The sequence below is a fragment of the Vogesella sp. XCS3 genome (assembly GCF_020616155.1).
Taxonomy (GTDB): Bacteria; Pseudomonadota; Gammaproteobacteria; order Burkholderiales; family Chromobacteriaceae; genus Vogesella.
In genome coordinates this window covers 1,094,224-1,107,536 of sequence record NZ_CP085530.1, presented here as the reverse complement: position 1 = coordinate 1,107,536, position 13,313 = coordinate 1,094,224, and the positions used below count along the sequence as shown (strand labels likewise).

17 protein-coding genes are annotated in these 13,313 nt (G+C 62.0%); 14 read left to right on the top strand and 3 right to left on the bottom strand.

Annotation, left to right across the window (positions count from 1 at the left end; all coding sequences use genetic code 11):
- Positions 1-117 precede the first annotated feature (117 nt).
- The 6 genes from LCH97_RS05240 to LCH97_RS05215 all read left to right on the top strand — a co-directional run bounded on the left by LCH97_RS05240 (position 118) and on the right by LCH97_RS05215 (position 5,302).
- Complete coding sequence (locus LCH97_RS05240; RefSeq protein ID WP_227303814.1) at positions 118-1,335, top strand: MFS transporter; 1,218 nt, start codon at positions 118-120, stop codon at positions 1,333-1,335.
- Between the two features lie 175 nt (positions 1,336-1,510).
- On the top strand, positions 1,511-2,101 hold the full coding sequence (locus tag LCH97_RS05235) for an O-methyltransferase (protein WP_227303812.1): 591 nt from the start codon (positions 1,511-1,513) through the stop codon (positions 2,099-2,101).
- Positions 2,102-2,104: 3 nt separating this feature from the next.
- A complete protein-coding gene (pheA, locus tag LCH97_RS05230; RefSeq protein ID WP_227303810.1) occupies positions 2,105-3,178 on the top strand; it encodes a prephenate dehydratase in 1,074 nt (357 codons plus the stop codon).
- Positions 3,179-3,218: 40 nt separating this feature from the next.
- Positions 3,219-3,806, top strand: a complete 588-nt coding sequence (locus LCH97_RS05225) for a TIGR00730 family Rossman fold protein (RefSeq protein ID WP_227303808.1) — start codon at positions 3,219-3,221, stop codon at positions 3,804-3,806.
- Between the two features lie 12 nt (positions 3,807-3,818).
- Complete coding sequence (gene aroF, locus LCH97_RS05220) at positions 3,819-4,835, top strand: 3-deoxy-7-phosphoheptulonate synthase (protein WP_227303806.1); 1,017 nt, start codon at positions 3,819-3,821, stop codon at positions 4,833-4,835.
- 14 nt (positions 4,836-4,849) lie between these two features.
- Positions 4,850-5,302 (top strand): OsmC family protein, encoded by a 453-nt coding sequence (locus tag LCH97_RS05215; protein ID WP_227303804.1) that lies wholly within the window; start codon positions 4,850-4,852, stop codon positions 5,300-5,302.
- Between the two features lie 442 nt (positions 5,303-5,744).
- Here the strand turns inward: LCH97_RS05215 and LCH97_RS05210 are convergent, their stop codons facing one another.
- The 3 genes from LCH97_RS05210 to dapF form a co-directional block, all read right to left on the bottom strand.
- The gene (locus tag LCH97_RS05210; protein WP_227303802.1) at positions 5,745-6,308 is read right to left on the bottom strand and encodes a hypothetical protein; all 564 of its coding nucleotides are present in this window, start codon (positions 6,306-6,308) and stop codon (positions 5,745-5,747) included.
- The gene (locus LCH97_RS05205) at positions 6,305-6,937 is read right to left on the bottom strand and encodes a DUF484 family protein (protein WP_227303800.1); all 633 of its coding nucleotides are present in this window, start codon (positions 6,935-6,937) and stop codon (positions 6,305-6,307) included. The genes LCH97_RS05210 and LCH97_RS05205 overlap by 4 nt, the downstream gene beginning before the upstream one ends.
- Positions 6,938-7,029: 92 nt before the next feature.
- Positions 7,030-7,860 (bottom strand): diaminopimelate epimerase, encoded by an 831-nt coding sequence (gene dapF / locus LCH97_RS05200; protein WP_227303798.1) that lies wholly within the window; start codon positions 7,858-7,860, stop codon positions 7,030-7,032.
- A gap of 117 nt (positions 7,861-7,977) precedes the next feature.
- On the opposite strand from dapF, the gene LCH97_RS05195 reads away from it, so the two are divergent.
- The 8 genes from LCH97_RS05195 to LCH97_RS05160 all read left to right on the top strand — a co-directional run bounded on the left by LCH97_RS05195 (position 7,978) and on the right by LCH97_RS05160 (position 13,176).
- The gene (locus tag LCH97_RS05195; protein ID WP_227303796.1) at positions 7,978-8,559 is read left to right on the top strand and encodes a TetR/AcrR family transcriptional regulator; all 582 of its coding nucleotides are present in this window, start codon (positions 7,978-7,980) and stop codon (positions 8,557-8,559) included.
- Positions 8,560-8,639: 80 nt separating this feature from the next.
- Complete coding sequence (locus LCH97_RS05190) at positions 8,640-9,143, top strand: DUF4442 domain-containing protein (RefSeq protein WP_038297168.1); 504 nt, start codon at positions 8,640-8,642, stop codon at positions 9,141-9,143.
- A gap of 2 nt (positions 9,144-9,145) precedes the next feature.
- Entirely contained in the window at positions 9,146-9,958 is an 813-nt protein-coding gene (locus tag LCH97_RS05185; protein WP_227303794.1) for a crotonase/enoyl-CoA hydratase family protein, read from the top strand.
- 126 nt (positions 9,959-10,084) lie between these two features.
- Entirely contained in the window at positions 10,085-10,477 is a 393-nt protein-coding gene (gene crcB / locus LCH97_RS05180; protein ID WP_227303792.1) for a fluoride efflux transporter CrcB, read from the top strand.
- A 36-nt stretch (positions 10,478-10,513) separates the two neighbouring features.
- On the top strand, positions 10,514-11,014 hold the full coding sequence (gene mobB, locus LCH97_RS05175; protein WP_227303790.1) for a molybdopterin-guanine dinucleotide biosynthesis protein B: 501 nt from the start codon (positions 10,514-10,516) through the stop codon (positions 11,012-11,014).
- Positions 11,011-11,262: a MoaD/ThiS family protein gene (locus LCH97_RS05170; protein ID WP_227303788.1), complete on the top strand. Its 252-nt coding sequence runs from the start codon at positions 11,011-11,013 to the stop codon at positions 11,260-11,262. Before mobB ends, LCH97_RS05170 begins: the two co-directional genes overlap by 4 nt.
- Position 11,263: 1 nt before the next feature.
- A complete protein-coding gene (locus LCH97_RS05165) occupies positions 11,264-11,722 on the top strand; it encodes a molybdenum cofactor biosynthesis protein MoaE (protein WP_227303786.1) in 459 nt (152 codons plus the stop codon).
- Between the two features lie 38 nt (positions 11,723-11,760).
- Complete coding sequence (locus tag LCH97_RS05160) at positions 11,761-13,176, top strand: GGDEF domain-containing protein (protein WP_227303784.1); 1,416 nt, start codon at positions 11,761-11,763, stop codon at positions 13,174-13,176.
- The last annotated feature ends 137 nt before the right edge of the window (positions 13,177-13,313 follow it).

The following is a 13,313-nucleotide window of genomic DNA, read 5'->3' as shown; positions in this document are numbered from 1 at the left end:
TTTTTGTTTGCCATGGCTGCCGTTGTTCGCCTGGCAGACAAGACTGTTTAGGCCAGGCGGCTGGCTTTGCTGCGGCACTTTGCCGCATGATGCAAGCTACCTTTGCGGAGAAAGCCCATGCGTACCTTGTCCCCACTTACCCTGTTGTTGCTGGCTGCGGGGGCGATTGTGTCTATCAGCATGGGCGTGCGCCACGGTTTCGGTTTTTTCCTGCCGCCGATGACGCAAGCGTTTGGCTGGACGCGCGAAACCTTCGCGCTGGCACTGGGTCTGCAAAACCTGGTGTGGGGTGCCACCCAGCCATTTGCCGGTGCTTTTGCCGACCGGCACGGGCCGGGCAAGGTATTGCTGGCCGGTGGTTTGCTATACGTGCTGGGTCTGGTGCTGATGACAGTGTCCAGCACCGGCTGGCTGCTGTCCGGCTCGGCCGGCTTGCTGCTGGGGCTGGCGCTATCCTGTACCACCTATAGCGTGGTGTTCTGTGTTATTGTGCGCGCGGTACCGGACGCGCTGCGTTCCAGCGCCATGGGCATTACGGCGGCGGCGGGCTCGTTTGGCCAGTTCATGATGGTGCCCATCGAGCGCGGCCTGATCGATAGCCTGGGCTGGGTGCCGGCATTGCTCATTCTGGCCGGCATGGCGGCGGCGCTTTTGCCCTTGGCTGCCCCCATGGCGCGGGCCTACCGCAATGCCCCGCCGGTACCGGCGGCTACCGGCAGCATCTGGCAGGGCATGGTGGCGTCGTTTGCCCAGGCCTGGCAGCAGCGCTCGTTCCGTTTGCTGATGGCTGGCTATTTCGTTTGTGGTTTCCAGGTGGTGTTTATCGGCGTGCACTTACCAGCCTATCTGCGCGACCACGGCCTGGCTGGCGGCGTGGCCAGCATGGCGCTGGCATTGATCGGGCTATTCAATATCGGTGGTACCTATACCGCGGGCAAGCTGGGCGGGCGTTACCCCAAACCGTATTTGCTGGCGGGTATCTATTTTGCCCGTAGCGTGGTGATTGTGGCCTTTCTGCTGGCGCCTTTGTCCAGTGTGTCGGTGGGGCTGTTTGCGGCGGCCATCGGCTTCTTGTGGCTGTCTACCGTGCCGCTGACCAATGGCGTGATTGTCAGCCTGTTTGGCGTGCGCAACCTGGGCATGCTGTCGGGTGCGGTGTTTTTCTCGCACCAGGTGGGCAGCTTTCTGGGCGTGTGGCTGGGTGGGCTGATTTACGACCGTACCGGCAGCTACGACATTGTGTGGGGCATGGCTATTGCGCTGGGGTTGATGGCCGCTGCGGCCAACCTGCCGGTAAAAGAGGTGCCGGTTGCCGCGGCCGGGGCGCAGGCATGAAACTGCTGTTGGCCGCAGGCCTGCTTGCGTTGCTGTCGCTGGGCTTGTGGGCCTATGGCCGGCCCGGTTTCATCGTGGGCCTGGGCAATACCATCGCCAGCTGTTTCTGATGGCGCTGCACTGCGGTGGCTTTACCCTTACACTAGGCCGGTATGCTTAATGAAAGGGGTGGGCCATGCTGACACCATCGATACTGCAGCGTTTGCAGCAGCTATGGCAGGAGGGCGAGCACTTTGACGCCAGCCATAGCGAGCGGCGCGAAAAGCGCCTGAATATCACGCCGGATACCGGCAAATTCCTCTATCAGCTATCGCGCAGCCGTCGTGCGCGCACCGTACTGGAAATCGGCACCAGCAACGGGTTTTCTACCGTGTGGCTGGGGTTGGCTGCAAAAGCCCACAAGGGCAGGGTGCTCACCGTGGATAGCTCTGCGCACAAAACCGCGCTGGCGCGTGCCACGCTGGATGCTTTTGGCCTGCACGATGTGGTGAGCTTGCGTACTGGCGATGCGTTTTCCCTGCTGGCCGATGCTAACGACGAGTCGGTAGATTTGCTGTTTCTGGACGCCGATCGCGCAAGATATCAGGGTTATTGGCCGGAAATTACCCGCATTCTGGCGCCAGGCGGTCTAGTGGTGATGGATAATGCCTTGTCGCATGCTGAAGAGTGCGCGGATTTTATTGCGGCAGTGCTTGCGACGCATGGCTATCTCGCGGAAACTTATCCTATCGGAAAAGGCCAATTTGTCATCCTGAAAGACCTCTGAATCGTGTCTGAAGACCTCCTCAAGCTCCATCGTGACGCTATCGACCAGATTGACGTCGATATCCTGCATCTTCTCAACCAGCGCGCGCAGCACGCGCGTGACATCGGCGAAATCAAGGGTGGCGGCATTATCTACCGCCCCGAGCGCGAAGCACAGGTGCTGCGCCGCATCAAGACGCTGAACCCCGGCCCGCTGCCGGGCGAGTCGGTAGCGCGCCTGTTCCGCGAAATCATGTCGGAATGCCTGGCACTGGAAAAGCCATTGTCCATTGCCTACCTGGGGCCGGAGGGCAGCTTTACCCAGCTCGCTACGCTCAAACATTTCGGCCATGCCGCCCGCACGGTGGCCTGTGCGTCCATCGACGAGGCCTTCCGCCTGGTAGAGTCGCGCCAACTGGACTACGTGGTGGCGCCGGTAGAAAACTCCACCGAAGGCGCCGTGGGCCGCACGCTGGACTTGATGGTAAGCACCCCGCTGAAAATTTGTGGTGAAGTGGTGCTGCGCATCCACCACCACCTGCTGCGCAAAACTCCTGCCATGGACGGCATCCGTCGCGTATACGCCCACGCCCAGGCGCTGGCGCAGTGCCACGAATGGCTGAACAAAAACCTGCCGGCGCATGTAGAGCGCATTTCGGTGGCCAGTAATGCCGAAGCGGCCAGGTTGGCCGCAGAAGACGCCGACTGCGCCGCTATCGCCGGCCAGGCCGCTGCCGAGCGTTACAGCCTGGCCAAGCTGGCCGAGAATATCGAAGACGAGCCCAATAACACCACGCGCTTCCTGGTGCTGGGCCATCAGGAAGTCGGCCAGACTGCACAAGACAAAACCTCCATTATCGTGTCGGCGCCAAACCGCCCGGGCGCGGTGCACTCGCTGCTGGAGCCGCTTGCGGCCAACGGTGTCTCCATGACCAAGTTCGAGTCGCGCCCGTCGCGTGCCGGGCTATGGGACTATGTGTTCTTTATCGATATGGAAGGCCACCACAGCAGCGACAATATCGCGCAGGCACTGAAAGGCCTGGGCGAGCGCACGTCGTTTGTCAAAGTGCTGGGTGCCTACCCGCAAGCCGTACTGTAATGACTGGGCTGCCGCCTGGTGGCCCGATAGAAAGCAAGCCATGAGTATCCAATCCGTTTGTCTGTTTTGCGGCTCCAATAGTGGCATCCGCCTGGCCTATACCCACGCGGCGCAAGAGCTGGGCCGTACCTTGGCCGCCCGCGCCATTACCCTGGTATACGGCGGTGGCAATATCGGCCTGATGGGCGAGGCCGCCGATGCGGCGCTGGCCGCTGGCGGCCGTGTGGTAGGCGTGATCCCGGGTTTTCTGAAAGAAAAAGAAGTAGCGCACCACGGCCTGTCCGAGCTGCATGTCACGCAAACCATGCACGAGCGCAAGGCGCTGATGGAAGACCTGTCTGGCGGCTTTATCGCTTTGCCAGGTGGCTTCGGCACCTACGACGAGCTGTTTGAAATGCTGACCTGGGCCCAGTTGTCGGTACACAGCAAGCCCATTGGTCTCTTGAATGTGGATGGCTTCTTCGACCCGCTGCTGGCCATGGTGAAACATGGCGTTAACGAAGGCTTTGTGCGCGAAAGCCACCTGGCGCTGTTTGTGGTGGCAGATAATCTGCCCGACCTGCTGGACGCCATGAACCACTACCGCGGCGCGCCCGAGGGCAAATGGCTGTCGCATGACAACATCTAGCCGGAGCGCGGCATGATTATCGTAATGCACGGCCGGGCCAACCCTGCCGATATCGATGCGGTGGTGGCCAAGATTCGCGCCGCCGGCTTGGCCGAACACCTGTCGCGCGGTACCGAGCGCACCATTATCGGCGCCGTGGGTGACGAGCGTGTGCTGTCTGCCGACATGTTCGAAACCATGCCTGGCGTGGAGCGTGCTATTCGTGTGCTGAAGGACTACCGCATCGTCTCGCGCGAAGTCAAACCGGACAATAGCGTGGTGTCGGTGCGTGGCGTGCAGCTAGGCGGCAGCGCCATCCAGCTGATTGCCGGCCCCAGTGCCATCGAAAGCGCCGGGCAAATGCAGGCACTGGCTACCCGCCTGCGCCGCAGTGGTGTCGGGTTGCTGCGTGGCGGGGCCTACAAGCCGCGTACCAGTCCGTATGCTTTTCAGGGTGTGGGCGAGGCGGGGCTGGACTACTTGCAGCAGGCTGCGCGTAGCCAGGCCATGCCGATGGTGAGCGAGCTGCTGGATGTGCGCCAGCTGGATACCTTTCTGGCGTACGACGTGGACGTGATCCAGATCGGCCCGCGCAATATGCAGAACGTGGAGCTGCTGAAAGAGGTTGGCCGCATCAACAAGCCGGTGCTGCTGCACCGCGGTGTGGCTTCTACCCTGAGCGAGTGGCTGATGGCTGCCGAGTACATCGCGGTGGGCGGCAACCACAACATCGTGTTCTGCGAGCGCGGCATCCGCAGCTTCGATACCGCCAGCCGCCACGCGCTGGACATCAGCGCCATACCGCTGTTAAAGCGAGAAACCCACCTGCCGGTGCTGGTCGACCCCAGCCACGCCGGTGGCCGCTCCAGCCTGGTAGCGCCGCTAGCCTGCGCGGCTATCGCGGCGGGGGCTGATGGCCTGCTGCTGGAAGTACACGACAACCCGCAGCAAGCCTGGTGTGATGCCGAGCAGGCTATTACCCCAGATGCACTGGATGAACTGCTGGCGACGCTGCGGCCATTGGCGGCCGTGGTGGGGCGCACGCTGTAAGGTAAGGAGAGCACATGTCTGGCAATGCCCGTGTCACGCTGACACAGCTGGAAAACTACCGCTTCGACAACCATTTCGATGGTGGCCATGCACTGCTGACCGACGAGCCGGCGCCGCTGGGTGGTGATACCGGCCCCTCGCCATCGCAGCTATTGGTTGGTGCAGTGGCGAACTGCCTGACGGCCAGCTTGCTGTTTGCCGCGCGCAAGTATCGTATCAACCTGGAGCCGCTGAGCTGCGAGGCCAGCGCGGAGATTGGCCGCAATGGGCAAAACCGCCTGCGGGTGCTGGGCATCGCGGTGACGCTGCACTGCGGGACGCCGGCTGCCGGCCAGGCACAGCTGGCGCGCTTGCTGGATACCTTTGAAGACTTCTGCACGGTAACGCAGAGTGTGGCTGCCGCGATTCCGGTAAGCCTGACCGTGCTGGATGCTGACGGCAGCGTGCTGAAAGCCCCAGCAGCCTGATGGTGTTGCCGCCCAGGCATGGAAAAACCCGCCAGTTGGCTAATGCTAGTCAGTTAGTCGAATGTACTTGGCCATCAATTGGTAAGGCGTGAGTGCGGCGCCCCATCCCGTTGGCGCGAGCCGGCCAAAATGGTGCGTCCCAGGTTTTAAGACGCCGATTTGTTTGAGCTCCGAGCCGTTAGCGAGGAGCGAGTTCGGCGGCGCCTGGGGCGTGCCGTTTTGGACGGGGTTTCGAGCAGCCCCGGGTTGCGGGGGAATGAAAAGGGGGCGGCAATCCGCCCCCTTTCCCGTTTGCCGGGCGGAACCGGCATGTAAACATTGTCCGCATCGCGGACACACTAGCTTACTTCAACGCAACAAACCTCTAATCAAAAAAACGCCAGTCAGCGTTAACTGACGGGCATTGCGCCGGTTGGCGGGTTTTTTCATGGCTGGAATTGCCTCAGAAATGCCGCAACATCAGCGGTACGCTGAGCTCGGCCATCCAGCCCAGCAGCAGCGGTGCCGCCAGCGTGGATACCATCACGGCCAGCCAGGAAAAGGCTGGCTGGTGGCGGCAGAGCTTCAGGCACAGGCGATAGATCAGGTAAGCACCGGTGGCGACCAGCGGTGGCAGCATGCTGTAGGCTTGCGCCGGGCGGCCGGACAGCAGCGGGGTCAGCAGCAGTACCCCGGCATGCATGCATAGCTGCGACAGCACATAAATGCTCAGTATCGGCGGGATGCTTTCCAGCCTCAGCCCGTTGCGGCCAACCTTGAGCGTGGCCATGGCCAGTAGCAGCGCCCCTACGCCTACCCAGGCATACGGGTAGAGGAAAGGCAACCATACCGGCACCATGGGGAGTGCAGGCAGCGCCAGGCGGCAGACCAGGCCCAGCGTCAGGTAAGCCAAGGCAAAGCTCATGACGGCAGGCAGGCTGTCGCTGGCAATCAGCCGCCACAGGGCGTGCAGGGTGTATAACACCAGCGGTAATAGCAGCAGGGCGCTGGACAGGGTGGGGTTCATGCTTTCAGGGCGCGCAGCATGGCCAGCGAGATCAGCTCGCCCATCTGTGCCAGATAGTGGGTCTGCATGTCGAAGGTGAAACGCTGGGCGTCATCGCTGGCGATCACCACCATGCCGAATGGCTCGGTGCCCTCGCGTAGCGCCAGCTGGGCGAACGACTGCAGTACCGGTACAGCCGGAAACCAGCTGATGATTTCGTCGTTGGCGTAGGGGCCACAGTAGGGCGCGGACAGATTGCCAGCCAGCAGGCGTACGTCCTGGCGCGCGTTGTACAGCTCGGTGTTGGCCGCCGCGTCGTGCCACAGCCTGACGGCTACGCGGTTCAGACCGAAGTGCTCGGAGAATACTTGCAGGATGGCGCTGTGCACTTCTGATAGCGTCAGCGCTTTCATCAGTGCCAGGCTCAGCTTGTGGGTGCGAGCCAGCGTCTGGTCGTTTTGCTCGCCATGGCGTACCAGCTGTGCCAGGCGGGCCTCCAGCTGGCGGTTACGGTCTTTGAGGTCCAGCAGCTGGCGGTCGGCAAACGATACCACGCGGTCTTGTACCGGCTTGAGGCCGTAGCGTTGGGCATGGCCGGAAAGAAAATCCGGGTTGGCGTCCAGATAGGCCAGAACGGCTTCAGCATCCACTACAGCGCTCCTTTGCAATAAACAGTATCGGGGTGAAATACCTTACACCTGGCCTGCGCGGGCGGGCTTGACCTGCCTCAGCCGCAGGCGGGTCAGACTTCGATCTCGCCGGTGAACACCGTCACGGCCGGGCCTGTCATGCGTACCGGCTGGCCGTTGCCTTGCCACTCTATCTGCAGGCTGCCGCCACGGGTGTGCACCATGACTTTGTTGTCCAGCAGGCCGCGGCGTATGCCCGCTACCACGGCGGCGCAGGCGCCAGTGCCGCAGGCCTGGGTTTCGCCCGCGCCACGCTCGTACACGCGCAGGCGGATTTCACTGCGGCCAACGATCTGCATGAAACCGGCGTTGACGCGCTCGGGGAAGCGGCTGTGGTGCTCGATCAGCGGGCCTTGGGTGCTGACCGGTGCGGTATCTACATGGCTGACTACCTGTACCGCGTGCGGGTTCCCCATGGAAACCACAGTGATGTCGATGGACTCGTCGCCCACTTGCAGTGGGTGGGTGATGGCATCGCCCTCGGCCAGAAACGGGATCTCCAGCGGTGCAAAGCGCGGCGCACCCATATCAACCGTAATGAGGCCACCTTCGCCCAGCTCGGGCACGATCACCCCGCGGGCGGTTTCCACGCGAATAGCACGCTTGTTGGACAGGCGCTGCTCGGTAACAAACTTGACGAAACAGCGGGCGCCATTGCCGCATTGTTCTACTTCGCTGCCGTCGTTGTTGAAGATACGGTAGCGGAAGTCGTTTTCCTGCGATTGTGGTGCCTCCACCAGCAATAGCTGGTCAAAACCGATACCCAGATGGCGGTCACCCAGCTGGCGTAAACGATCGGCCGTCAGGGTGACGGTTTGTCTTACGCCATCAATGACGACAAAGTCATTGCCCAGGCCGTGCATTTTGCTGAACTTGAGTTTCATTGAATTTACCGCGTCTCATCTGGCAATTTGGCCTCCATCATAACGTATTCGGCATGCCTGTCCATGGCTTGCGGTGGCTGCATTGACACCTTACTGACCAGTAAGTAGAGTCGCGGCATGAAGCCTGAAACCGATGCCCGTACCGATACGCGCAAGAAAATCCTGGACCTGGCCGAGGTGCTGATGCTCTCGCGCGGGTTCAATGCCTTTAGCTATCAACACATTAGCGGTGAGTTGGGGGTGCGCAATGCCGCTATCCACTACCATTTTCCCAAGAAAACCGACCTGGGCGTCGCGCTGATCGAGCGTTACCGCCGCCGTTTTGCCCGCTATGTGGCCGCGCAGGCCGAGCTGTCACCACAGCTGCAGCTGGAGCGTTATTTCAACCTGGCGGATACCTATTACGACAAGCAGCAAATCTGCCCCAGCGGCATTCTGTCGGCCGAGCTACACACGCTACCGCCGGAAATGCGCCACTGCACGGCCAGCTTTGTAGAAGAAATGCGCGCCTGGGCCATCGAGATTGTGCGCCGCGGCCAGGCGGCCGGTGCCATGCACTATGTCGGTACGGCAGAGGGTATGGGCACCATCGTTTTTGCTGCCATGCAGGGTAGCCTGCAGCTGGCGCGGCTGGATGGCTCGGCGCTGGACGAGGTAAAGCAGCAAATTCGCCTGCTACTGGGCATGGCGCAGGCGTAATCAAGGAGGCGGGGGGCTGTAGCCCTCGCCCCGTTTATAAGGCTGCCCGAGCAGCCATCGACAACACGAGAAGGGCAATCATGACAACAGCAAAAAACAGTATGTGCCGTATGGTGGACAAAACCGCCAGCCTGCCGGCCGGTATGCGTTCCTGGGTCATTACCCGCATGTTCGGCAAATTTGTACCGTTTCTGGGTACCGCCGGCCTGGTATTCGAGGAGGTTGGCCGCGAACGCATGGTGGTGAGCGTCAAAAACCGCAAAAAAGTACAAAACCACATTAAAGGCCTGCACGCCGCCGCCATGGCGCTGCTAGCCGAAACGGCGTCGGGTTTTGTGGTGGGCATGAACGTGCCGGACGACAAACTGATGCTGCTCAAGTCGATGAAAGTCAGCTATTACAAGCGTGCCCAGGGCGATATGCGTGCCGTTGCCACGCTGAACGCCGAGCAGGTGCAGCGCATGTTTGTGGAGGATAAAGGCGATGTGCTGGTGGACGTGGTGGTGACCGACGAGTCCGGCGAATCGCCCATCGTGTGTGAAATGGTGTGGGCCTGGGTGCCCAAGAAGCGCAAGGAGGCCTGAGCATGAGCTACACCACCTTGCAGCTGACGCAACACGGCGCGGTGGCGCACGTGGCGCTGAACCGCCCGGACAAGGCCAACTCGCTGAACGAAACCATGTGGCAAGAGCTGCAGCAGGCCATGGAGTGGTGCGATGCCGAGCCTGGCGTGCGCGCCGTGGTGCTGTCCGGCAATGGCAAGCATTTCTGTGCCGGCATTGACCTGTCCATGCTGATGAACATGCAAAATGCCATCGAGGAAGACTGCGAAGCCCGCAAGCGCGACAAGCTGCGCCGCATCATTCTGGGCCTGCAAGCCAATGTCAGCAGCCTGGAGCTATGCCGCAAGCCGGTGATTGCCGCCATTCATGGTGCCTGTGTCGGCGGTGCACTGGACATCGTGTTGGCCGCAGATATCCGCCTGGCTGCCGAGAACGCCGTGTTCAGTGTGCGCGAGGTAGATGTAGGCATGGTGGCCGACGTGGGTACGCTGCAGCGCCTGGGCCGGGTGGTGGGTGAGGGCAATGCCCGCGAAATGGCGCTGACGGCGCGCGACGTGAAAGCGGCTGACGCCGAGCGTATGCACCTGGTCAACCGCGTACTGCCGGATGCTGCCGCTGTACTGGCTACCGCCATGGACATGGCCACGGCCATTGCCGCCAAGTCGCCGCTGGCGGTACAGGGTACAAAAGAAGTACTCAATTACAGCCGCGACCACAGCGTGGCCGATGGCCTGAATCACGTGGCCAACTGGAACGCTGCCATGCTGATGTCCGAGGATATCCAGCTGGCCGTGATGGCTGCCGTCACGGGCCAGCCAGCGGTGTATCGCGATTAAATGCACGCCGGAAGGTTGGCCGCATCACAGCAAAAGCCCTGTTGCCCCGCAGCAGGGCTTTTGCCTGCTGGCTTGGCGGCGCAGCCCGTGCTGGGCTAAAGTGGCAGCCTGATTCATGAGCGGGGTATGCGCGTGCTGGCCATTTTGTCTATCAGCCTGGGTGCGGCGCTGGGTGCGGTGCTACGCTGGCTGCTGTCTGTTTCCCTGAATACGCTGTTTCCTGCCTTGCCCCCCGGTACCTTGGCGGCCAACCTGGTGGGGGCTTACCTGATTGGCGTGGCGCTGGCCATTTTTGCGGCCAACCCGCAGCTGGCGCCCGAGTGGCGCCTGTTTGTAGTAACCGGTTTTCTGGGCGGGCTGACCACGTTTTCCACCTTTTCTGCCGAGTCGGTGACGCTGCTGCAGCAGGGGCGCTGGGTCTGGGCGCTGGCGCATATCGGCAGCCATCTGGCTGGCTCTTTGCTGATGACGGGGCTAGGGTTGGCCAGCGTGCAGCTGCTGCGCCATGCCGGCCGTTGAGCTTGCTATGACGGCCTTTGATGTGAGCGTGCCAGCATGACAAAACAAGCGGTACTGGGCCTGGCCGGCTGGTCTGGCAGTGGCAAAACGACCTTGCTGGAGCAGCTGTTGCCGCGCTGGCAGCAGGCCGGTGTGCAGGTGTCGGTGATCAAGCATAGCCACCACTCGCTGGCTTTTGATACGCCCGGGAAAGATAGCTACCGGCACCGCTCTGCCGGTGCCGCCCAGGTGATGCTGCTGGGCGAACAAGGCCTGGCAGTGTACGAAAACCTGGCCACCCCGCCAGACTTGCAGGCGCAGCTGGCCAGGCTGCAGCCGGTAGACCTGGTGGTGCTGGAGGGGCAGAAGTGGCTGCCTGTCCCGAAAATAGAGGTGTATCGCGCCGCGCTGGGCAAGCCGCTGCTGCAGCCGGGCGACCCGGATATCATGGCGGTAGCCAGTGACACGGTGCTCGACTTGCCCGTACCCTGCCTGCCGCTAAACCATATCGATGCCATTGCCGACTTTGTCTTGGGCTGGCTAAAGGAGAACAAGTGAACATACGCGTACTGTATTTCGGTCGCCTGAAAGACACGGCAGGGTGTAGTGAAGAGCAGTTGCCGTGGCAAGGCGGCAGTACCGGTACATTGCTGGCGCAGCTGCGCGCCCGCGGCGATAGCTGGGCGCAGGCCCTGGCAGAGGGCCAGGTGTTTCGCCTGGTGGTGAACCAGCAAATCGTGCGTGGTGATGCCGATATACCGCCAGGCGCCGAGGTGGGCATTTTGCCACCGGTGACAGGGGGCTAGCATGCACTGCCATATCAGTATTCAGGCCGGGCGTTTTGACCTGGCCGCCGAGGAGGCCGCCTTGCGCCAGCACGCTGGCGACGCCGGAGCGCTGGTGGCGTTCCAGGGCATGGTGCGCGTGCATGATGCGGCCACCCCGCTGGCAGCGCTGTTTCTGGAGCACTACCCCGGTGTGACCGAGGTCGAGATCGGGCGCATCGCCAGTAACGCCGCGCAACGTTGGCCGCTGAAAGCGGTGCGGGTGGTGCATCGTGTTGGTAGCCTGGCGCCAGGCGAGCAGATTGTGCTGGTGCTGGTGGCGAGCGGCCATCGCAAGGCTGCCTTTGCAGCGGCCGAGTACCTGATGGACTATCTTAAAACCGAAGCGCCGTTCTGGAAGCGTGAAGATTTTATCGATGGCAGCAGCCGTTGGGTGGATGCCAAAGCCAGTGATAGTGATGCCGCCGCAAGCTGGGGCTAAGCCTGGTTTGGCGGGCGGTGGCTGCCGATAGGAATAACATGAGTGCAGCACAGAAAAACCTGGATCGCCTGCAATGGCTGTTTATCTGCACTCTATTGCTATTTGTCGTTTTCACCGCCACGTTTGCCTTGTATGTCTTTACCGAGTGGCGTCTTGATCAGGCCAACGAACGTCGCTATCAATCCTATCTGCTGGCCGACGAGCTGCGCCAGTCATCCGATGACCTTACCCGCATGGTGCGCAGCTATGTGGCTACCGGTAACCCCAAGTATCGTCAGTACTTTTTCGAGATCATCGCCATTCGTGACGGCACGGCGCCGCGCCCTTTGCATTACAACCAGATCTACTGGGATCTGGTCTATCCGCGTAATGACCGCCCCAAGCCTGCCGGCGAGAAAGCCAGCCTGATTTCGCTGATGCAGGCCGCGCATTTTTCCAGCCAGGAGTTTGCCCGCCTGGCGGATGCCAAGCGCCAGTCTGACCGCCTGATTCGTATCGAGCTGGCCGCCATGGACATGGTGGCACGTAGCGATGCGCTACCACCTGGCCAGGCTGGCCTGTTAAGGGCGCAGGCGCTGCTTAAGGTGAACGACGAAAACTATATGCAGCACAAGGCGCGCATCATGCGGCCTATCGACGAGTTTTATCAGCTTATCGAGCAGCGTACGCTGTTCGAGGTACAGCAAGCCGCCATGCAGGCCAGGCTGGTGCGCTTTGTCTTCCTGCTGGTAACCGCAGGCCTGTGTTTGCTATTGCTGCGTATGCGCACTTATAGCCGGGACGTGCTGGGTGGCAGCTTGCGCCAGCTGTACCGCTATATCGTGCACATTGGCGATGCGCAGCAGCAGCCAGCCCCGGCGGCCGAGGACGACACCATCCTGGCCTGGCTGACGCGCACCGATACCCGCTTGCGCCATCTGGCACAGCAGCAAAACCTGGTGCGCCAGCAGCTGGCGAGCCAGGCGCATACCGACGCGCTGACCGGCTTGGCCAACCGCCGCGCGCTGATTGCCAGCCTGCAAGCCTGGGTGCAGCAACCGCCATCGCAGCCTTGGGCGCTGGCTTATCTGGACCTGGACGGTTTCAAACCGGTGAACGACGACTTCGGCCATGCCGCAGGGGACGCCTTGTTGCAGCGTATTGCCCGCCAGCTGCAGCAATGGCCGGCGGCGCAGTGCGCTGCACGCATGGGGGGCGACGAGTTTGTGCTGCTGCTGGTAGGGGAGCACGATTACACTTGGGCCATGCAGCAGTTGGCCGCACAGCTAGGCAAGGTGCAGCAGCTCGAGGGCTACGCCGTGCAGGTGTCGGTCAGTATTGGCCTGGCCTGCTTTACACCTGGTGCGGCGCCTGGCGTGGACGAGGTGCTGCGCCAGGCGGATAAGGCCATGTATCAGGCCAAGGCGGCCGGCAAGCGCACCGTTTGCGTGTATCGGCCAGCGGCCAGCGGCTAGCGCCTGAGCTGCCCGGCCGGTGTGCGGAGCCGTGGCGACGGCTGTTGAGAGGGCGTGGCCAGCCGTTTGCGCTGCTCCCGGTTGTCCCGCGGGTGCTGGCAAGGGCGTGTCGTGCCGGCGGTGGTGCATCCTGTATG